At 36.3% G+C, this 20,478-nt stretch carries 18 protein-coding genes; 17 read left to right on the top strand and 1 reads right to left on the bottom strand.

The genetic code is table 11. The features are described 5' to 3' along the window. Positions 1 to 107 precede the first annotated feature (107 nt). The 5 genes from RRV45_RS11145 to dacB all read left to right on the top strand — a co-directional run bounded on the left by RRV45_RS11145 (position 108) and on the right by dacB (position 5,555). The gene (locus RRV45_RS11145; protein ID WP_315664769.1) at positions 108 to 1,310 is read left to right on the top strand and encodes a Ger(x)C family spore germination protein; all 1,203 of its coding nucleotides are present in this window, start codon (positions 108 to 110) and stop codon (positions 1,308 to 1,310) included. Positions 1,311 to 1,596: 286 nt separating this feature from the next. Then, positions 1,597 to 2,559: a S8 family peptidase gene (locus RRV45_RS11140; protein ID WP_315664768.1), complete on the top strand. Its 963-nt coding sequence runs from the start codon at positions 1,597 to 1,599 to the stop codon at positions 2,557 to 2,559. 139 nt (positions 2,560 to 2,698) lie between these two features. Continuing rightward, positions 2,699 to 3,208, top strand: a complete 510-nt coding sequence (locus tag RRV45_RS11135; protein ID WP_315664767.1) for a mismatch-specific DNA-glycosylase — start codon at positions 2,699 to 2,701, stop codon at positions 3,206 to 3,208. A 24-nt stretch (positions 3,209 to 3,232) separates the two neighbouring features. After that, on the top strand, positions 3,233 to 3,559 hold the full coding sequence (locus RRV45_RS11130; RefSeq protein ID WP_315664766.1) for an MGMT family protein: 327 nt from the start codon (positions 3,233 to 3,235) through the stop codon (positions 3,557 to 3,559). 511 nt (positions 3,560 to 4,070) lie between these two features. Then, positions 4,071 to 5,555: a D-alanyl-D-alanine carboxypeptidase/D-alanyl-D-alanine endopeptidase gene (dacB, locus tag RRV45_RS11125; RefSeq protein ID WP_315664765.1), complete on the top strand. Its 1,485-nt coding sequence runs from the start codon at positions 4,071 to 4,073 to the stop codon at positions 5,553 to 5,555. A gap of 40 nt (positions 5,556 to 5,595) precedes the next feature. Here the strand turns inward: dacB and RRV45_RS11120 are convergent, their stop codons facing one another. Further along, a complete protein-coding gene (locus tag RRV45_RS11120; RefSeq protein WP_315664764.1) occupies positions 5,596 to 6,126 on the bottom strand; it encodes a YceI family protein in 531 nt (176 codons plus the stop codon). Between the two features lie 197 nt (positions 6,127 to 6,323). Here RRV45_RS11120 and RRV45_RS11115 point away from each other — a divergent pair, with 197 nt between their 5' ends. The 12 genes from RRV45_RS11115 (at position 6,324) to RRV45_RS11060 (ending at position 20,415) form a co-directional block, all read left to right on the top strand. Then, complete coding sequence (locus RRV45_RS11115; protein WP_315664763.1) at positions 6,324 to 8,879, top strand: DEAD/DEAH box helicase; 2,556 nt, start codon at positions 6,324 to 6,326, stop codon at positions 8,877 to 8,879. Between the two features lie 203 nt (positions 8,880 to 9,082). Further along, positions 9,083 to 9,736 carry a spore coat protein gene (locus tag RRV45_RS11110; protein ID WP_410489285.1) on the top strand — a complete coding sequence of 218 codons (654 nt, stop codon included), beginning with the start codon at positions 9,083 to 9,085 and terminating at the stop codon, positions 9,734 to 9,736. 189 nt (positions 9,737 to 9,925) lie between these two features. After that, positions 9,926 to 11,086 carry an ABC transporter substrate-binding protein gene (locus RRV45_RS11105; RefSeq protein ID WP_315664762.1) on the top strand — a complete coding sequence of 387 codons (1,161 nt, stop codon included), beginning with the start codon at positions 9,926 to 9,928 and terminating at the stop codon, positions 11,084 to 11,086. Positions 11,087 to 11,111: 25 nt separating this feature from the next. Further along, the gene (locus RRV45_RS11100) at positions 11,112 to 11,996 is read left to right on the top strand and encodes a branched-chain amino acid ABC transporter permease (RefSeq protein WP_315664761.1); all 885 of its coding nucleotides are present in this window, start codon (positions 11,112 to 11,114) and stop codon (positions 11,994 to 11,996) included. 4 nt (positions 11,997 to 12,000) lie between these two features. After that, the gene (locus RRV45_RS11095; RefSeq protein ID WP_315664760.1) at positions 12,001 to 12,981 is read left to right on the top strand and encodes a branched-chain amino acid ABC transporter permease; all 981 of its coding nucleotides are present in this window, start codon (positions 12,001 to 12,003) and stop codon (positions 12,979 to 12,981) included. Next, positions 12,953 to 13,726, top strand: a complete 774-nt coding sequence (locus RRV45_RS11090; RefSeq protein WP_315664759.1) for an ABC transporter ATP-binding protein — start codon at positions 12,953 to 12,955, stop codon at positions 13,724 to 13,726. Before RRV45_RS11095 ends, RRV45_RS11090 begins: the two co-directional genes overlap by 29 nt. Then, complete coding sequence (locus tag RRV45_RS11085) at positions 13,719 to 14,429, top strand: ABC transporter ATP-binding protein (protein WP_315664758.1); 711 nt, start codon at positions 13,719 to 13,721, stop codon at positions 14,427 to 14,429. The genes RRV45_RS11090 and RRV45_RS11085 overlap by 8 nt, the downstream gene beginning before the upstream one ends. A gap of 175 nt (positions 14,430 to 14,604) precedes the next feature. After that, the gene (locus tag RRV45_RS11080; protein WP_315664757.1) at positions 14,605 to 16,059 is read left to right on the top strand and encodes a spore germination protein; all 1,455 of its coding nucleotides are present in this window, start codon (positions 14,605 to 14,607) and stop codon (positions 16,057 to 16,059) included. Beyond that, on the top strand, positions 16,049 to 17,152 hold the full coding sequence (locus RRV45_RS11075; protein WP_315664756.1) for a GerAB/ArcD/ProY family transporter: 1,104 nt from the start codon (positions 16,049 to 16,051) through the stop codon (positions 17,150 to 17,152). The genes RRV45_RS11080 and RRV45_RS11075 overlap by 11 nt, the downstream gene beginning before the upstream one ends. Then, positions 17,136 to 18,251: a Ger(x)C family spore germination protein gene (locus tag RRV45_RS11070; protein ID WP_315668890.1), complete on the top strand. Its 1,116-nt coding sequence runs from the start codon at positions 17,136 to 17,138 to the stop codon at positions 18,249 to 18,251. Before RRV45_RS11075 ends, RRV45_RS11070 begins: the two co-directional genes overlap by 17 nt. A gap of 248 nt (positions 18,252 to 18,499) precedes the next feature. Beyond that, complete coding sequence (locus tag RRV45_RS11065) at positions 18,500 to 19,822, top strand: DEAD/DEAH box helicase (protein ID WP_315668889.1); 1,323 nt, start codon at positions 18,500 to 18,502, stop codon at positions 19,820 to 19,822. A 2-nt stretch (positions 19,823 to 19,824) separates the two neighbouring features. Next, on the top strand, positions 19,825 to 20,415 hold the full coding sequence (locus RRV45_RS11060; RefSeq protein ID WP_315668888.1) for a branched-chain amino acid aminotransferase: 591 nt from the start codon (positions 19,825 to 19,827) through the stop codon (positions 20,413 to 20,415). Positions 20,416 to 20,478 lie beyond the last annotated feature (63 nt).

Below are 20,478 nucleotides of genomic sequence, written 5' to 3'. Positions count from 1 at the left end.
ATCAAAATGGCAAGAAACTCTTTTAAAAATATTTTGTGCTAATTTTGCTTAAAAAATCCATGTTCCGCAGATTATATAACTATTATGAAAGCTTAAGGAGCTTACGGATGAAAAGAAAAATTCTTATTATGACCCTATTGATTAGTCTCGTTATCATTGTTTCTGGCTGCTGGAACCGGCGAGAATTAAATGAGCTCGCAATCGTGGTAGGGTTGGGAATTGATAAATCAGATGACCAATATCTGGTAACAGCACAAGTCGTGAATCCAGGGGAAATCGCTAAAAAGGGAGGCGGTGGAGGGAAAACACCAGTGATTGTTTATCAAGAAAAAGGAGAAACAATATTTCAGGCAATTAGGAAAATCACAACCGTTGCACCAAGAAAATTATATTTTGCCCACCAGCGAATGTTAGTGTTTGGGGAAGAACTAGCAAAAGAGGGGATAGGTGAAGCACTAGACTTTTTATCAAGGGATCCGGAATTGCGGACTGATTTTTATATCGTTGTAGCAAAAGATGCTAAAGCAGGAGATGTTTTAAAAATTTTAACTCACTTAGAAGCTATCCCAGCAAATAAAATGTTCACTTCTCTTGAGACATCGGAGAAGGCATGGGCACCTAGTGTAACGGTTACATTAGACAAACTAATTGCAGACATGGTGAGTGATGGGATTAATCCTGCATTAACTGGAATTACCATTAAAGGTGATCTGGAAATGGGAGAAACGATGAAGAATTTAGAGAAAACGGGTTTAAATACGAAGCTTCAATATCAAGGTATGGCGCTTTTTAATAATGATAAACTAATTGGCTGGTTAAATGATGACGATAGCAGAGGGCTTCATTACTCTACAGGAACAGTAAAAAGTAGCGTTGGCGTGATTTCTTGTCCAAAAGGAGGAAAAATAGGGATTGAAGTGGTACGGACAAAAGCTGATTTAAAAGCAATGGTTAAGAACGGTGAACCAAAAGGCACTATAAAGGTTCAAGTTGAAGGGAATGTAGGCGATGTTAAATGTCGTGGCCTCGACTTAAAAAAAACCGAAACTATTTATAATCTAGAAAAAATAGGTGAAAAAGCCCTTAAGGAAGTCATTCAATCTTCCATAGAAGTTACCCAAAAAGAGTTTCAATCAGATGTTTTTGGGTTTGGAGAAGCACTCCACCGCTCTGATCCTGCCTATTGGAAAAAAGTTAAGAAAGAATGGAATCAAAAATTTTCGGAGATGCCGGTGACAATAGAGGTTGACGTAAAGATCCGTCAGACTGGAACGATTGGCAACTCTCCTCTAAACGAAATAGCAGAGTAATTAAACCTATAATCTAAAAACAAACCCAATTCTTCTAACAATGAGAAATTGGGTTTTTACTTATTGCTCTTCGAAGAAAATTAATTTTAAACATGTGGAATGAAGAGGGTACATAATTCACTCTTAACTAGATAGAAGCTCCTATTAATGACTAAAAATCTATGAAAAAACAGTCCAAATGAAACTAGCAAATTGAATTCAGAATTATTAAAATGTTATTAACACCTAGAACCTGCTTCAAATTAATCTCTATGAAAAGCGGAAGCGCCTTAAGGAGGGAAAGAAAATGGAGCATTTAGTTCATGTTATTCCTTTTAAACTGATGAATCTAGCAGATGGGGCAAATGAAATTCCGAAAGGGGTTGAATTGATTCAAGCACCAAAGATTTGGAAAGATTCGAAGGGAAAAGGTGTTACTGTCGCTGTTTTAGATACGGGCTGTGATATAACCCATCCTGATCTAAAAGACCGTATTATTGGCGGAAGAAATTTTACAAATGATGATAGAGGGAATCCAGACTCTTTCATGGATTACAATGGACATGGAACACATGTAGCTGGAACCATTGCTGCGTCGGAGAATAATAATGGAGTAATCGGAGTAGCACCAGAAGCAAGCTTGTTGATCGTAAAAGTTTTAAATAAAAATGGATCTGGTCAATATGACTGGATTATTAAGGGCATTCATTACGCTATTGAGCAAAAAGCTGATATTATTTCAATGTCACTCGGGGGCCCAAATGATGTGCCAGAGCTTCATGAGGCCATCAAAAAAGCGGTAAACAATAATATTCTCGTTGTTTGTGCCGCTGGGAATGAGGGAGATGGGGATGACGCTACTGACGAATTTGCTTTCCCTGGATCATATAATGAAGTTATTAGCGTAGGAGCGATAGATCTAAAGCGCCGATCATCTGAATTTAGTAATTCCCACAATGAAATCGATTTAGTAGCACCGGGTGAAGAAATTCTCTCAACATATTTGAATGGGAAATATGCCACATTAAGCGGTACGTCTATGGCCACACCACATGTCTCGGGTGCACTTGCTTTAATTAAAGATATATCGATTCGGCATTTTGAACGGCAGCTTTCTGAACCAGAGCTATTTGCACAATTAATTCGGAGGACCATTCCTTTAGGTTATTCACCCAAGCTAGAAGGAAATGGTTTAATATATTTAACGGTGCCAGAGCATTTGGCATCTATTATTGAACAAGAATTTAAATACTTACTAAGTACAATCTAATACCGAATTGAAAAGCTTGGTTAATTCCAAGCTTTTTCTTTATTTAAAAATCAAATCCCCTTATTTACATAACAAGAGTGAACTATGCTATTATTTATGAAATAAATCAAATCAAAAATAATGATGGAAGGTGTATGAAATGAACCCAATAAATGATCATTTACAAGAAGATCTGAATCTATTGTTTGTTGGCTTTAATCCTAGTATCCGTTCATCAGAAACCGGCCATCATTTTGCCAATCCGAATAATCGTTTTTGGAAAATACTTCATGAGTCAGGTTTGACCCCAAGAAAATTCGCTGCAACTGAGGATTATAAACTAGTAGATCTAGGTTATGGAATGACGAATATTGTGCCTAGACCAACGAAGGCTGCAGATGAAATTACGAAAGAAGAATATGAAGCTGGAAGAATCGAGCTTTTAAGAAAAATAAATGATTATAAACCGAAAATTGTCTGTTTTGTCGGCAAAGGAGTTTATCAGGAATTTAGTAATAAAAAGTCCATTCCTTGGGGGAAGCAAGAGGAATCGGTTGTTCCCGGGATAATTGATTTTGTTGCACCGTCTTCCAGCGGATTAGTTCGAATGAAAATTGAGGAGATTATCCAAATTTATTCGGAGTTGCCTAAGCTCCTATCTAAATTGTAAATATTAACAAAGGGAGATTAACAAGTGGAATCGTTTACGGAAAGAGCTATCCTTATTATTAAAAATATCCCATCTGGAAAAGTGATGACATATGGGCAAATCGCTAAACTTGCAGGCAGTCCGAGAGGGGCAAGGCAAGTAGTAAGAATACTGCATTCCATGAGTAAAAAACATCAACTGCCATGGCATCGGGTGATCAATTCAAAAGGGGAAATTGGTTTAAAAGATGATGAGCATTATTCAGTTCAAAGACTTTCTTTAAAAAGTGAAGGGGTAGAATTTAAACTGAATGGAACGATTGATCTAAATCGTTATTTGTATGAACCAGAAATTTATGACCATTTAATATAAAAAGGATGGGCTAAAGTTATCGAATCGTCAGATTGAGGATATTTGTGGACTGTGGTTCCTCTATTTCACAAAATAACCTTCATTTCATAGTCTTATCGGACTTAGTGCCGTTAATAGGGTCCATGAGGGTGCATTTTGTATGGTTTTAATCGATTAACAGAACTGGTGTCCGCAAGCATTTGGAAGTAGAGGGATTTTTAGTAAATAACGGAATGGGAGTCCGCTAAAATTTTGAGCGGACTCCTATTCCGTTGATATAATATATGATAAAGGTTCTAATTATATTAAATATTCCTTTTTCCTTGCATCTAAAAGACTATATCGTTCTTCCTTCATATTCATTTATTAAAACTTATTGAAATTCGATTGGGTTTCATACTGATCAATTTAGCATAATACAATAAAATATTGAATGAAAAACACTACTTTTTCCTCATACTGGAAATAGAGGGATTCACCTTTCAAAGAAGAATTTTATTATACATAAGATAGAAGAAAGGTGTTGAAATCATTGAAAAAACCAATGAAATTTAGTCTTAGTCTTTTATTGATTTTTATGCTTGCATTCGTTCCTCAAATAAACCCGGAGAAGCCTTTCGTTCAGGCAACTGAAGAAGGAGGAGCACTGGTTCAGGAACTTAATCAGCTCCTCAATAATGATCCTGACTTAAAAGGAGCACTTGCTGGTGTAAGTGTTCGATCAGCCGAGACAGGGGAGTTGCTGTATGATCATATTGGAGATATTCGCTTAAAGCCTGCCTCTAATATGAAACTGCTAACCGCTGCAGCTGCTCTATCAACATTAGGGGAAAACTACAAATTCGCAACTGAACTGCTTACTGACGGTTCTGTAAAAGGGGTAACATTGCAAGGAAATCTCTATCTAAAAGGAAAGGGAGATCCGACATTATTAAAATCGGATTTCGATCAATTTGCAAGGAAGATTAAAGATTTGGGAATCGGTATTATTCATGGTGATTTAGTTGCTGATGATACGTGGTATGATAATATCCGCTATTCTATGGACTTAACCTGGAATGATGAAACCTATTATTATGGAGCTCAAGTTTCAGCTCTAACGGCTTCACCAAATGAAGATTATGACGCTGGCACCGTTATCGTTGATGTAAATCCAGGTAAAAATACAGGTGTAGAACCTATTGTTACATTAGAACCAAAAACGGATTATGTAAACATTATTAATAACGCCAAAACAGTTGCAAAAGACGGGAAGAAAAGTATTTCAATAGAACGTCAGCATGGGACAAATAATATTATTATTGAAGGCACCATTCCATTAGAAGCAAGCAGAGCGAGAGAATGGATGGCTGTATGGGAGCCTTCTGGTTATGCACTTGATTTATTTAAACAATCATTATTAGAGCAAGGAATAAAATTAAATGGGAAAGTGCGAACAGCAGCCGCACCTGAGGGATCAAATGTATTAGTTAGTCACCAATCAATGCCATTATCTGAATTGCTTATTCCTTTTATGAAGTTAAGCAATAATGGACATGCAGAAGCAATAATGAAAGAAATGGGCAAGGTTGTTAAAGGAGAAGGCAGCTGGGATAAAGGCCTTGAAGTGCTGAAAGAGGAGCTAATCAAATTAGGGATTAACACAAACACACTCGTTCTTAGAGATGGCTCTGGTATTTCCCATGTGAATTTAATACCTGCAAATGAAATTTCCAAGCTCTTGTTTGCTGTTCAAGACAAGGAATGGTTTGAAAGCTATTTGACATCATTGCCTATTGCAGGGGCGACTGATCGAATGGTTGGAGGAACACTTCGAAATCGAATGATTAATTCTGTTGCACAAAACAAAGTAATGGCGAAGACTGGCTCCATTTCTACAGTCAGTTCATTATCTGGTTATGTGGATACGAAGAGCGGCGAAAGACTTATTTTTTCAATCGTATTAAATAATTTAGTTAACGGTTCAAAGGGGAAAGTAATCGAGGATAAGATTGCAGTTATTTTAGCGGAACAATAGATTTAAAAAAGCGGATCCATTTTGGACCCGCTTTTTTATATTAAGCTTTAGCAGCTTGAACGTCTAAAGAAATTTTCACCTTATCCCCTACAAGGACACCGCCTGTTTCCAGAGCAGAGTTCCAAGTTAAACCATAATCACTGCGCTTAATAGCTCCTTCAACAGTGAAGCCAACCTTATCGTTGCCCCATGGATCTTTACCTGTACCTTCATAAGTAACCTCAAACGTTTCCGTTTTCGTTACTCCTCGAATTGTTAAATCGCCAGTTACATCATATTCGCCATCGCCATTATTTACAATCTTAGTAGATTGGAAGGTCATAGATGGATGATTTTCCACATCAAAGAAGTCACCTGAACGAAGATGGTTATCACGATCAGCATTACGTGTATCAATGCTTGCAAGATCAACTGTAAATTGAATGTTTGCTGACGTTAAGTCCGTAGGATCTGCTTCAATCACTGCATCGAATTGATTAAAAGTTCCTTTTACATTTGCAATCATCATATGCTTGATAGAAAAATCAACGCTGCTGTGTGCTGGATCAAGGGCCCATTTTGAATTTGTCATTTTAGTTTCCTCCTAATTTTCGTTCGAATTCACTTTACTTGAATTCGAGATAATTTAATTCTAAATAAATTATATGAACACTTCCTCTATTTGTCAATAAAAAAATTTATAAAATTTTGGCCTTTTTCATGATTTGTTATGGGAAGTGTTACAATAACAATAATGAATTGGAAAGTCTAACTAAATGAGGGATAACATTGAACCAATTGGAACTAACCTACCGGAATGCTGTTGAGAATACAAAAGCCAAAATATTAAATGATTTAACATTATATTTGGGCAGTAAAGATAAGATGCCAGCTTATGAAGACTATGTTTTAGAAAGAAGCACCTATATTAATCAATTATGGTTAAATGTCTGGTTAAATAAATCTACCGGGAGCGTGTCTAGACAGACAAAAAAGGATTATTTAAAAGGGAAAGGTTACGAAACTGAGAATGTAGACAAGAAATTAATAAACCATCTCTTCCGAACTGAAATGCGTACATATAAGCCATTTCATGCGCTTGAATGGTTAAACAAGAAATGGGAAGCGGAAGAAATAAATTGGGAGGATAAATATAAAGAAGCTAGGGAGGACTTTCTACAAAAAGAAGAAGAGAGACTTCTGCAAAAATCAATTCAGAATTTCCAGGAAAAATTCAATCAAGATATCGATCGTTTCATTGAAAGAAATGAAGAAAATCTATATTTATATGTAAGACACTTCATTTCCTTAAACCTTATAAAAGACCTTCAAGGCCCAGTAAAGTATAAAAAGATTGACACTTTTGCACTCGAAGAAAAACTTAAAATGATCGGTGTTTTCGATCCTGCTGATTATACTTATGTCAGCGAATTTTTTGAAGAATTAACTGGGGATATTCACAAAACCTCTCATTGGGGTCGCCAGTATTTTGAATACGAAACTTATTTTGATCGATTTTTACTGAAAACAGCAAGCTATTTAAAAGATTTAATGATGGATATGGGAATAAGTGAAATGCAGTATAAAGAGGTTAATCTCTCAAGATCATTTATTCAGTCCTTTGCAGATGAAATACTAGCTGAAACTAGTGAAGAATTAGCCTTACACTTTATCGAGTTTGCGCAACAGGAATATGTTAATGATCTTATTAAGCTGGCAAAAATTCCATTTGATTTAACTAAGCATGAAGAAATATATCAAGACGATCTAGCCAGCCTACAGCGAAGAGTAGAGGAAGAAAAAGCGGAAATTGAGAGAAAAAAAGAAGAGGAAAAGCGGATCATCAATGAAATATTCGGACAAGAATATCAGCCTTCTATTAGAAGAAATATTCGTTTTGTTCTGCATATCGGAGAAACGAATACCGGAAAAACACACCATGCATTAGAAAAAATGAAAGCAGCTTCAAGTGGACTGTATTTGGCACCGCTGCGTCTGCTTGCTCTAGAGGTATTCGATAAACTGAATCAGGAAGATACACTATGCTCTTTAAAAACAGGAGAAGAAGAAAAGATTGTAGCTGGTGCCAGCCATATATCCTGTACAGTCGAAATGTTTCATGAAAAGGAATTTTTCGACTGTATTGTTATTGACGAAGCACAGATGATTACTGATAAGGATCGAGGATTTTCGTGGTACAAGGCAATAACAAAGGCAAACGCAAATGAAGTGCACATTATTGGCAGCAATAATGTAAAAGAAATATTACTTGAGCTTCTTGGTGATTCAAGCATTGAAATTTTCGAATACACCCGAGATGTCCCATTAGAAGTAGAAAAGAGGGAGTTTAAATTTAGCCGTGTTGATAAAGGCGATGCTTTAATTTGTTTTTCAAGGAAGAAAGTGCTAGAAACTGCCTCGAGATTAGAAAATTCTGGACATTCAGTAAGCATGATATATGGAAGTATGCCACCTGAAACTAGGAAAAAACAAGTTCATCGTTTTAATAGCGGAGAATCCTCTATTATCGTTTCAACAGACGCGATCGGAATGGGATTAAATCTCCCAATCAAAAGAGTCATTTTCTTGGAAAATGAGAAATTTGATGGACAGAAAAGACGGCTCCTTACATCCCAGGAAGTTAAACAGATTGCCGGGAGAGCAGGAAGAAAAGGGATTTACGATGTAGGTAAAGTAGCTTTTGTTACTAATATTAAAAAGATGTGGGATCTGCTCGTTGGCGAGGATAAGCCCATTCAAACATTTTCTGTAGCACCAACAAGTACTGTTTTTGACCGGTTTCAAACCTACTATCGCGATCTCGGAACTTTTTTTGAATTATGGGATAAATTTGAAAGTCCAAAGGGGACGAAGAAGGCTTCTTTATCAGAAGAAAGAGAGTTGTATGAAAAGATCCGTGGCTCAGAAATAGAAGCAAAACTGTCCATTATGGATCTATATGGTTTTCTTCATTTGCCTTTCTCCAAAAAGGAGCCTCAATTAATCTGGCAGTGGGAACAAACGATGTTAGCCATTATTGATGGGGCTGAGCTGCCAGAACTGCTTTTAAAGAATCGCAACTTAGAGGAATTAGAGCTTTCATACAAAGCGATTGGCCTCCATCTATTGTTTTTATATCGGTTAGATCGAAGAACCGAAGCCATTTATTGGGAGCGGATCCGGGAGCAAATTAGTGACAAAGTACATGACAGATTACGAACCGATGTGAAAAACATGGCAAAAAAATGTCGTAGCTGCGGAAGGAAGCTTCCATGGGATCATAAATACCAAATTTGCGATCAATGTCATGAAAGAAAATATCGGCGAAACTATTCACATTATTAAAAGCTTAGCTTTCGGCAAATGAAAAATCCGGGAGCTAAGCTTTATTTTATCAATTTATTGATCCGAAAATGAATTACATTCTATAAGGCAGTACCAATTAACAGTACATTTATTTCCAGCAAAACAAAATTAACTCGCAAAAAAGGAATAAAAAAAAATTTCGGTCGCAAAATAATTTTGATTAATATGAGGGAGGAATTTGAATGCAAATGCAAAACCAAAATCAAAATCAGCAACAAGGTCAAATGCATCAAAATATGCATACGGGCATGGTTAATCAACAAATGAATCATGGGGGACATGAGGTATTTGATGTCCATGAGGTATTATCTGGGACGATTGGTGTTTTAGACCAATTCACTCTATTACGTCCCCTAGTAAAAGATCAAGAACTAGCAAGTATTCTTGATAGACAATATCAGTTTATTACACAGGAATACAATACAACCGTTGATTGCTTTAAAACTGGACAAGATCCAGCAGTGCCAACAAAGAGCTACAAGATGACACAAGATAACGATTTTATTTATGGATTGAAGCCAACTCAGCCGAAAAAACCAATAAATGCGGCATCCGAATTAACAGATGCATGTATTTCGGGTTTAATGCTCGGTTCCATTAAAGCTATGGCTGGTTCAAAAACTATGGCTGCCCTCGAGGTGACAAATCCAGTTGTCCGCCGTGTTTTAGCAGATTCGGTACCAAATTGCATAGAAATGGCATATGAACTTTCAATTTATCAGAATAAACATCATTATTATCAAGTACCGCAGCTAGCTGCACAGGATATGCAGCAAATGATAAATGCTTATGCACCGGCACAAACGAATGGAATGCCTAATAATACTACACATTAATAATAAATTGTTCGATCAAAAGGTGATTCTATATGATAGAATCACCTTTCTTTTATGTAAAAATATTATTTTAAAATAAAAACGCTTTCATTTTCTAATAATTCAAAAAAAACATTTACAATGTCAGTGAAGTGGTATTTAATAGAGATATGTTTTTAATATTTTCAGATAATAGGGGGCAATGAAAAAATGAGAAAAGCAATTAGAAAACCTTTTCTAGCAATGGCCGTACTCATGCTAGTTTTATTATCAGCATGCAGCGGCAAAAGCACAGACACAGCAGGAGATAGTAATCCTTCTAAAGATGGAGGTCCTATCGAAGCAAAAATTGGCGTTATTTCCTATATGACAGGACCTGGTGCTGCTTATGGAGAAGCGATTACAAGCGGATTCAAATTGGCTCAAAAAGAAATTAACGAAAAAGGCGAAGTTAAAATTGATTTAGTTATTGAAGATTCTGCAGGTAAACAAGAACAAGCATTATCGGCTGCACAAAAGCTAATGAGTGATGATAACATTGTTGCACTATTAGGACCAACTTTAAGTACAGAAATGAATGTTGTAGGTCCTGAAGCCGATCTAAATGGTATACCGATTATGGGTACTTCAACTACAGCAGAAGGAATTCCGCAAATTGGTGAATATGTTTTCAGAAACTCGATTCCAGAAGCACTAGCAATTCCAGCTTCTATTCAAAAGGCTGTAGATAAATATGATGCGAAAAAAGTTGCCATTCTTTACGGAAACGACGATGTGTTCACAAAATCAGGCTTTGACACAATGGAAAAAGTAGCCAAAGACATGGGACTTGAAATTACAACAATTGAAACGTTCCAAAAAGGACAAGCTGACTACAACGCACAATTAACTAAAATAAAAGGACAAAATCCTGACTTAATCTTAGCTTCAGCGCTTTATAATGAAGGTGCTGTTATCATGGACCAAGCGAGAAAAATGGGAATTGATGTTCCTTTTGTAGGCGGTAATGGCTTTAACTCTCCACAGGTTATTGAGATTGCTGGCGATGCTTCTAATGGACTTATCGTAGCAACTCCATGGTTCGGGGAAAAAGACGATCCGAAAGTAAAAGGTTTTAACGAAAAGTTCGAAGCAGAATACAAAAAGAAGCCTGACCAATTTGCTGCACAAGCGTATGACGCTCTTTACATTATGGCAGAGGCACTTAAAAATGCTGGAGAAGCTGATCGCGATAAGCTAAAAGACGCCCTTCTTGAGATTAAAGACTTGGAAGGTATTTTAGGAAAGTTCTCATTTGACCAAGACGGTGACGTTGTCATGGAACCGACTGTATTAATCATTGACGATAAAAAATTCAAAATCTTTGAATAATTACCGAAGCAAAGGGTGAGATGTTTTGCTACTAGAGCAGCTTATTAACGGAATTACATTGGGAAGCATCTATGCCATCGTCGCCCTAGGTTTTACACTTGTTTTTGGTGTTTTAGGCATCATAAATATGGCACATGGCGAAATTTTTATGTTTGGAGCCTTTATCGGAGTAATTGTTACAAGTACATTAGGATTGCCTATATGGGTAGCATTTTTAGCTGCGATTATTGTAACAACTATTCTCGGATATATGCTTGAACGATTTGCTCTGCGTCCATTAAGGGGTAAGCAAGGTGTTTCTCACCTTGCCCCTTTAATTAGTACGATCGGAGCATCTATTTTACTAGAGAATTTATCCCATCACCTTTTTGGTGCGGGAAATCATCCTTTCAAAAATGCCTTTTCCGAAATTAACTTTCAAATCGGCTCAATTACCATTTATTTAGTCCAAATTTTGATTTTTGTTATTTCTGTTATATTGATGATGGTGTTATCTTACTGGCTATTAAAAACTAAAGCTGGAAAAGCTCTTCGGGCAACAGCAGAAAATATTGAGACTGCCAGTATACTTGGCGTTAATACGAAAAGAATTATCATTATGACGGTCGTTATTGCTTCTGCTATGGGTGGAATTGCAGGAATCCTTGTTGGAATGGCCTTTAACTCTGTCAATCCCCAAATGGGATTATCAATGGGCTTAAAGGGTCTTGCGATCATCATTTTAGGCGGAATGGGAAATGTAAAAGGTGCAATGGCTGGTGGGCTATTGCTCGGACTATCTGAAACTTTAGTTGTTGCGTATGGAGATTCTGGCTATCGTGATGCAATCGCATTTATTACGATCATCTTTATCTTATTACTAAGGCCTCAAGGCTTGTTTGGCCAAAAGACTACAGCAGCAGGGAGGTGACGTAATGCTAGGAGAATTATTAAATCCATATTATTTACAAGTAGGTTCCTTTATCCTAATTAATATTATTCTCGGCCTAAGCATCTATGTCACTCTTTCATCAGGACAGTTATCTCTTGGGAATGCTGGCTTTATGGGGATTGGCGCTTATACTTCTGCATTGCTGACATTAAATTTTGATGTTCCGATTTTCATCGGAGTCATTGCAGGGGCAATAGTTGCCGGTTTATTAGGACTAATAGTAGGAATTCCATCACTGCGTCTTCAAGGAGTATATCTAGCAATTGCAACCCTGGGATTTGGGGAAGTTATTCGCGTATTCTTTGTTAACTGGGAATCCGTAACAAAAGGAGCAGTAGGGATCTCAGGAATCCCACAAATTGGACGGGAAGTTTTCAGAGTATTAAAAGATGCTGGATTTGACCCCGCAGTTATAGGCTTAAAGAATAATCAATTTGTGTTCTTAGTTGTATTTGTCATTCTATTAATTATTAATATTCTCGTAGTCTGGTTTATTATTAGACAAAATCATTCTAGAGTTGGACGTGCATTTGCTTCTATAAAAATGGATGAAAAAGCTGCAGAGTCTATGGGTATTAATATTACTTATTATAAGGTTTTGGCTTTTGTTCAAGGTGCAGTTATATCAGGATTTGCCGGGGCATTATTTGCACACGTTATGGCCTATATTAGCCCGGCGGATTTTTCATACCACCGTGCCGTTGAAATTCTAATTTTTGCTGTGTTTGGCGGAAGCGAAGTAATTGTAGGAGCCATTTTTGGAGCTACCTTTATGACCCTAATGCCAGAGGTTTTGAGATTTATTAGTGAATATCGCTACATGATTTATGGGCTAATATTAATTTTGATGATGGCATTCCGTCCTCAAGGAATTATTGATAATAATGTTTTACATTGGTTCCAAAAGCTAAAACGGCCAAAAAGGGGGGTTGAACATGGTTCTGGAAATCAAAAACATCTCTAAGAATTTTGGCGGGATTTCAGCATTAACGGATGTCACCTTCTCTGTAAAGGAAGGCGAAATATTTGGCTTAATAGGTCCAAACGGAGCAGGAAAGACAACCATGTTTAATATGATTACGAACCTTTTTCCTCCAACTTCTGGGGAAATTACCTTTTCTGGCTACACGATCACTGGTATAAAGCCTCATTTAATAACAGAAAAAGGAATTTGTCGAACGTTTCAAAATATCCGTCTTTTTCCACAAATGACTGCTTTAGAAAATGTAATGGTCGGCGGACATTGCCGGATCAAATCTGGAGTTTTTAGCAGTGTATTGCGAACAAAGTCCCAGAAAAGTGAGGAAAGGCAACTGCGGGAAAAAGCTAAAGAATTGCTCGATTTAGTTGGATTAACAGATGAAATGGAGTCTGAGGCAGAAAATCTAGCTTATGGTCAACAAAGAAGACTTGAAATTGCCCGAGCCTTAGCCAGTAATCCAAAGCTATTGCTGCTCGATGAACCAGCTGCTGGAATGAATGAAACTGAAACAGCCAGCCTTTTCGATTTAATTAAAAAGGTTCAAGCAATGGGAATAACTGTTCTAATTATCGAACATGATATGCCGCTTGTTATGAAGCTTTGCGATCGAATCATGGTTTTGAATTTTGGAAAAAAACTAGCTGAGGGGACACCGCTAGAAATACAAAATAATGAAGCAGTTATCGAAGCCTACCTCGGATCAGAGGAGGATGAAGAAAGTGCTTAAAGTGACTAATATTGAGACGTTTTATGGAAAAATCCAAGCTTTAAAGGGCATTAATTTAGAAGTAGAGCAGGGGAAAATTGTTACATTGCTCGGAGCAAACGGAGCAGGGAAAACAACGACAATGAAAACTATTGCCGGGTTATTAAAGCCTCAATCTGGAAAAATTGAGTTTTTGAGTGAGGATGTGACTGGGTTAAGACCTGACCAGCTCCTACAAAAAGGAATATCCCTTGTTCCTGAAGGCAGAGCCATTCTTGGCAGCATGTCTGTAATGGAAAACCTAGAAATGGGCGCTTATCAGCGAAAGGATAATGAAATCACCAAGGATATCGAAAATGTGATGGATCATTTTCCGATTTTACGAGAAAGAAAGGACCAGCTAGGCGGAACACTTTCCGGCGGGCAGCAGCAAATGCTTGCGATCGCACGCGCCTTACTTTCACGGCCTAAGCTGCTTCTCCTTGATGAGCCTTCGATGGGCCTTGCTCCATTAATTGTAGCGGATATATTTAAAATTATTAAAGAAATTAAAGACGAGGGAACTACTGTTCTGCTTGTTGAACAAAATGCCAAGCAAGCATTGAAAATTGCTGACTATGGGTATGTCATGGAAACCGGGAAAATCATCATCAGCGGCAAGGCCTCTGATCTTTTAGAGGACCCTCGTGTAGTTGAAGCATACCTTGGAAAGAAATCAAGTTAATACTTTCTAGAAGAGCCCCGATTTTCATCGGGGTTTTTCTTTGTTGTTTCATAACCCTGCCATCTTTTTATCTTTTGCATAAATAGGAAATAAAAGGAGAACTTATTGATAAGTTGATTGAATCAATGGATTTTCCAACAATTTGTACTAATTCTTGGTTTGGTAGGGGATATAATTGCATGGACACAGAAACAATCTAATGGATCAGATAAAAGAAACATTTATAGAATCAAGTGATTTTTCATTTAAAACTCTGTATATCAAGGATTCGGCAATTGATATTTTGTTTTTTTCAAGTTTAGTCTCAAGCGAGAAATTAACAGAAACATTCATCCCTTTAATGACAAGACTTGAGGGATATCTTTTTCATGAATATCTGCATAATATTAAAAGCATTCAAACAAAAGACTTTCAAATAGCTGTAGATATGCTTCTAAGCGGCCATATCGGGATTCTAACAGCAACGAAGGATGAAATATTCCTTGTAAATATGACTGAGCCTGTACAAAGATCGATTGAGGAGCCAAAGTCCGAATTAATTGTTCGAGGTTCCCATGAAGGATTTGTAGAAAGATTAAATACTAATCTTCATATGATTAGAACACTTATTAATAATAGAGATTTAGTTGTACATTTAATAGAGCTTGGAACGAAAACAAAGACGAGATCAGCTATTATTTATCGAAATGACATTGTTAATCAGGAGATATTAACGGAAGTAAAAAGAAGACTTTCTTATATGAATATCGAGACAGATGTAATCATTAGTCCAGGCTTTATTGAGGAATTTATTGAGGACGATCCATTCACTGTATTTCCCCAAATATTGTACACAGAAAGACCCGATCGTGTTGGGGACAACATTATGGATGGCCGAATTGCCATTATGACTGAAGGAAGTCCTGCTGCATTAATTGTTCCAGTAACATTTTTCTCTTTTTATCAATCACCCGATGATTATAATAGCAGGTGGACTACGGCAACCTTTATTCGTTTATTAAGAATGGTCAGTTTTGTAATTGCCATCACTTTTCCATCTATTTATATTGGAGTAGTTTCCTTTCATTTGGAAGTATTGCCAAATGAGTTAATTATTCCTATGCAAAATGCAGTTGAAGATATACCTTATCCTCCCATCATTGAAGCTTTTATTATGGAATTAACAATTGAATTAATTCGGGAGGCAGGAATTAGGCTACCTACTCCAATTAGCCAAACCATTGGCATTGTTGGTGGATTAGTCATCGGTGACGCTGTAGTAAAAGCAGGCATTGTATCTAACATAATGATCGTTGTTGTAGCGATAACTGCCATTTCATCCTTTGTTGTCCCCTCGAATGAACTAAGTGCTGCTGTGAGATTATTAAGGTTTCCCCTAATGCTTATTTCCGCAACATTTGGATTCATTGGCTTAGTGTTCGGTTTCATGTTAATACTGATAAAACTATGTAAGCAGGAATCCTTCGGTGTACCATATTTTTATCCTGTTGCCCCGTTTAGAGTTAATGGATTAAAGGATTCCATCGTTCGATTGCCTTTATGGCTTATGAATAATCGACCTCAAGACACAATGACAAAAAGACAGAAAAAAATTAATTGGGTCAGAGGCTGGGATAAAGATGAAAAATAAAACAAAGAAAATATCGCCTGCCCAGCTATTCTTCTTCATTATTCAAACACAAATAGGCGTTGGTATTTTATCATTACCATATTCAATGGCTCAAGCATCAAAAATTGATGGCTGGATCTCACTTATCTTAGGTGGAATCGGTGTACAAATTTTTATTATCCTATATTATATTATTATGAAAAAATTCCCAAATAAAAAAGTGAAAGAGATTGTAGAGATATTATTCGGAAAAATTATAAGGAAATTATTCGAAATTGGTCTATTATTTTATTCATTAATAGTAGGCGTTCTTATTATTAATTTATACAAAAGAATTCTTGATATTTGGGTTTTGCCCGAAACGCCTAACTGGATTATTTCCTTATTATTGGTCGTGTGTTGTTATTTTTTAGCCAAAGAAGAAATACGTGTGATTGCAAGATTTTATGTTATCGTATCTCTGCTACTATTTATCTTTCTAGGGTTGATCATATATTCTTTTAAGGATGCTAATATTTTTTATATTATGCCTGTTGGAAGCTCTGGCTGGAAGGACATATTATTTGGCACAAAGGATGCGATTATTGCTCTGCTGGGATTTGAAATAATCATGTTTTTAACGGCGATGACATCAGGTACCTTAAAACTAAAAATCAAATTTATTACAGCTGCAAATATAGTCGTGACAATTTTCTATTTGTTAGCAACTATCGCTTGCTTTTTATTTTTCAGTCCTGTTGACATCCTTTTAATACCAGAAACTTTACTATATTTAATTAAAGCATTTTCATTCAAAATAATTGAACGACCAGATCTTCTTTTTTTAATTATTTGGATTGTTTCTGTATTTACATCATTTGTTTCATATGTGTTCTGGGGAGCAGATTGTATAAAAGGAATTTTCAGAAGCGAAAAGTCATCTGTAAATACATTAATTATGTTAGCGATCATTTATTTTGCTGGACTTATTCCATTAGATACTGAACAGTCAATGAATCAATTTGCTAAGTATGCGTCCTATGCAGGATATATGATAGTCTCCATTCCATTCATTCTATTGCCATTTGTTCTTTATAGCAGAAAGGGGCAACAGCTGCATGCGAAAGATAAATAGTCTTTTATTCCTTTCAATTCTTGTGTTAACAGGATGCTGGGATCAGAATTTATTAAAGGAAGTAAGCTTGATTAATAGTGCAGCTTTTGATTTAGAGGATACGAAAAAAATTTCTACGACTGTCTCCATTCGAACTTTACAAGGCTCTGAAGGGGCAGGTGAACAGAAGGCTAGAACAGAAACATTTACGGAAAATGATCATACACCTCGCGGGGCCCGAGACAAAATTGATTTGGAGGTTTCCAAAAAAATAGAATCATCCAAATTACAGGTTCTCCTAGTTGGTGAGGAGCTTGCTAGAAAAGAATTCTACTCGACTTTAGATGTTTTTTATCGAGATCCAAAAAACGCTCTAAATGCCAAAGTAGCATTGGTAAAAGGTAAAGCAAAAGAAGTGTTAAAATTAGGAAGCGAAACTGATTTATTTATCGGTGAATATCTCTCTGATTTATTATCAAGTGCCGAAGAGGCAACTATGTTGAAAAATAATGATATTCAATCCATCGGCACAATCATCTTAGATCCAGGCCAAGATATTACCATTCCGATTATTCATCGTATTGACCATAAGACTGCCAAAGTAATGGGTACTGCAATGTTTGATGGCAAAAAATACTCAGGAATGGATTTAAATAAGGATGATACTGTACTATTTTACCTGTTAAAGGGCCATCTTTCAAAATTGGCGAGATTTACTGAGAAAGTCAATGATACGGAAAGTATCAAAGATTATATAACCTTTGATATTTCAGATGTCAAAAGAAATTTATCGATTGAAGCGAAGAACCCCTCTGCTATTCATGTTCATTTAAGTCTTGAATTAAAAGCAAAAGTAGTTGAATATCCACATGATGTTTTGGATTCACAAAAGGAAATTCATAAACTTAATAGCATTCTCTCAAAAAAGCTGACTGACCAAGCAGAAAAAGTAATACAACAGCTCCAAGAAGCAAATTGTGATGGTCTGGGTATCGGGAGAAGAATGATCGCTTTGCACCACAAAATATGGAAGGAGCTTGATTGGCAATCCATGTATCCAACGATTACTTTTAACCCGGACGTGAAAGTAAAAATTATACAAAAGGGGATCATTAGTTAGGACAGGCTGAATGAATGATTCGTATAATACTCGGAAATAATAAATATACAAAAACTAATAGAGAATACAAAAAAATTGGTGGTACATTCATTATTGAAAATAATACTTTCAAGCGTAAAATAACAAATTGCAGAAGAAAAGCAGACTATAGATTTAGATGTCTGTTTTTTTGTTTGCTATTCCAGTGAAAAACAAGCAAAATGAATAAGATAATAATTCCACAAGAGTTTTAGAAAGTAGGGAATACTTTGCCTAAATTTATGTCATTAGGTATTTCGAATGATTTAATCGAATCATTACAACATTACGGCATCACTAATCCAACACTTATACAAGAACAAGCGATTCCTTTTGCATTAGAAGGAAACGATATCATTGCTCAGTCCGAAACGGGATCGGGGAAAACGCTTGCCTTTATATTGCCAATCATTGAAAAGATTGAACCATACTCCTCAACTATTCAAGCATTAATTGTTACACCCACAAGGGAATTGGCACTGCAAATTACAGATGAAATTGAAAAATTAATTTCAAAAATAGATGGAGTAGAGGTATTAGCGGTTTACGGCGGGCAAGATGTGGACAAACAGCTGAAAAAACTTAAGAAAAATGTTCAAATTGTTGTTGGTACACCAGGGCGCTTATTAGACCATATTAGTAGGGATACCGTGCAATTATCTAATGTTTCTTATCTCGTTCTCGATGAAGCTGATCAAATGCTTCATATCGGGTTTCTAAAAGAAGTGGAAGACATTATTAAGGAAACCTCTGCTAAACGTCAAACAATGTTATTCTCTGCGACCGTACCAGCAGAAATTAGGAAGCTTGCTAAAAAGTATATGAGGGATCCAAAGTACATACAAGTAGAGAAAAGACAAGGACCAGCGAAAAATATTAATCAAGTGGCCATTCACACAACTGACCGCGCGAAACAAGGAACGCTTATTCAACTAATCGAAACTCATCGGCCATACTTAGCCGTTATTTTTTGCCGAACGAAAAGAAGGGTCAGCAAGCTATTCGAAGTGCTCAAATCAAAAGGGTATAACTGTGACGAACTGCATGGCGATATATCACAAGCAAAGCGGGAGCAAGCTATGAAACGCTTTAGGGATGCTAAAACTCAGTTCCTCATCGCAACGGATGTCGCAGCACGTGGACTAGATGTTGATGGTGTAACCCATGTATTTAATTATGATATTCCTCAGGATTCCGAAAGTTATGTTCACCGTATTGGCCGGACTGGCAGAGCAGGTATGAATGGCTTGGCGATTACGCTATACTCATCTGCAGACAGAGGAACTCTTGATCTCATTGAAAAAGAGCTTAACATTACAATTAAAAAACAAAATATAGGAAATACGGATAAAAAGGATGAGGATAAAAATCGTTCGAAAACAATTCAGGATAGAAATAACTCGGGAAAGCCAAGAAAAAAACAAAATGATCGTGAATCAAAACAATCCACAAAATCAAAAAAACACAATTTCAAAGCAATAATGGAGCCAAAACCATTCAAAGGGAAGCCTTCCAAAAAGAAACGTCCAACTATGAAACAAAGGAGACCGTGAACATGCTAAAGTCAAAATTCAAAGAATTTATGTTAAACGAACAGCCAAATATAGTCTTATCTAAGGAAGAAATAAACTATGCCAAGAAACAGCAACTGATTACTGAAGAAATGATTGTTACAGAAAAAAATGATGCTTCACTATTCAACGATGCATATATTGAACGCAGTAACAAGGAAACAGAGGAACTACTTGCTGAAGAATCTGCAGAATTTTTGAATCAGCCAATAAACTATTTAAATACACATAAGAATGAATTTATTTACATTGAAGCTAGCCGATTTGATATTGTTAGCACAGATTCTTTATGTTTAGAAGTGGATGATGTATTTGGTACATATGAAGCAATGTTAGGTTTAAAACTGCAAAAAAAGCATGAAAAGACAATTAAGAGTTTTTTAACGAATGAATTAGCAGGAGAGGCAAAATTTAGTTTATTGTTTTCACAAGCAGACGGATTATGGGAGTTCAATTTTGCTCTTAATGGTGTTAATGGATTTCATGAAGAAATGACTATTAGTGAGGCATGCAAGCTAGTGTACTTATTCTTAATTAAGCTTATTTGGGCAGTAGAAGAAAAGGGTAATAAGTGAGAACAAGACCTTTTTCATTAATTGTGGTAAAATTTTTGCAACGCTATACATATAGTAATGAAA

Source organism: Bacillus sp. DTU_2020_1000418_1_SI_GHA_SEK_038 (assembly GCF_032341175.1).
Taxonomy (GTDB): Bacteria; Bacillota; Bacilli; order Bacillales; family Cytobacillaceae; genus Cytobacillus.
This window is presented reverse-complemented; position numbering and strand designations above follow the sequence as displayed.

Coding starts and splice junctions, on each gene's coding strand:
- RRV45_RS11145 (WP_315664769.1), top strand. CDS start 108: ATGAAAAGAAAAATTCTTATTATGACCCTATTGATTAGTCTCGTTATC.
- RRV45_RS11140 (WP_315664768.1), top strand. CDS start 1,597: ATGGAGCATTTAGTTCATGTTATTCCTTTTAAACTGATGAATCTAGCA.
- RRV45_RS11135 (WP_315664767.1), top strand. CDS start 2,699: ATGAACCCAATAAATGATCATTTACAAGAAGATCTGAATCTATTGTTT.
- RRV45_RS11120 (WP_315664764.1), bottom strand. CDS start 6,126: ATGACAAATTCAAAATGGGCCCTTGATCCAGCACACAGCAGCGTTGAT.
- RRV45_RS11110 (WP_410489285.1), top strand. CDS start 9,083: ATGCAAATGCAAAACCAAAATCAAAATCAGCAACAAGGTCAAATGCAT.
- RRV45_RS11105 (WP_315664762.1), top strand. CDS start 9,926: ATGAGAAAAGCAATTAGAAAACCTTTTCTAGCAATGGCCGTACTCATG.
- RRV45_RS11095 (WP_315664760.1), top strand. CDS start 12,001: ATGCTAGGAGAATTATTAAATCCATATTATTTACAAGTAGGTTCCTTT.
- RRV45_RS11090 (WP_315664759.1), top strand. CDS start 12,953: ATGGTTCTGGAAATCAAAAACATCTCTAAGAATTTTGGCGGGATTTCA.
- RRV45_RS11075 (WP_315664756.1), top strand. CDS start 16,049: ATGAAAAATAAAACAAAGAAAATATCGCCTGCCCAGCTATTCTTCTTC.
- RRV45_RS11070 (WP_315668890.1), top strand. CDS start 17,136: ATGCGAAAGATAAATAGTCTTTTATTCCTTTCAATTCTTGTGTTAACA.
- RRV45_RS11060 (WP_315668888.1), top strand. CDS start 19,825: ATGCTAAAGTCAAAATTCAAAGAATTTATGTTAAACGAACAGCCAAAT.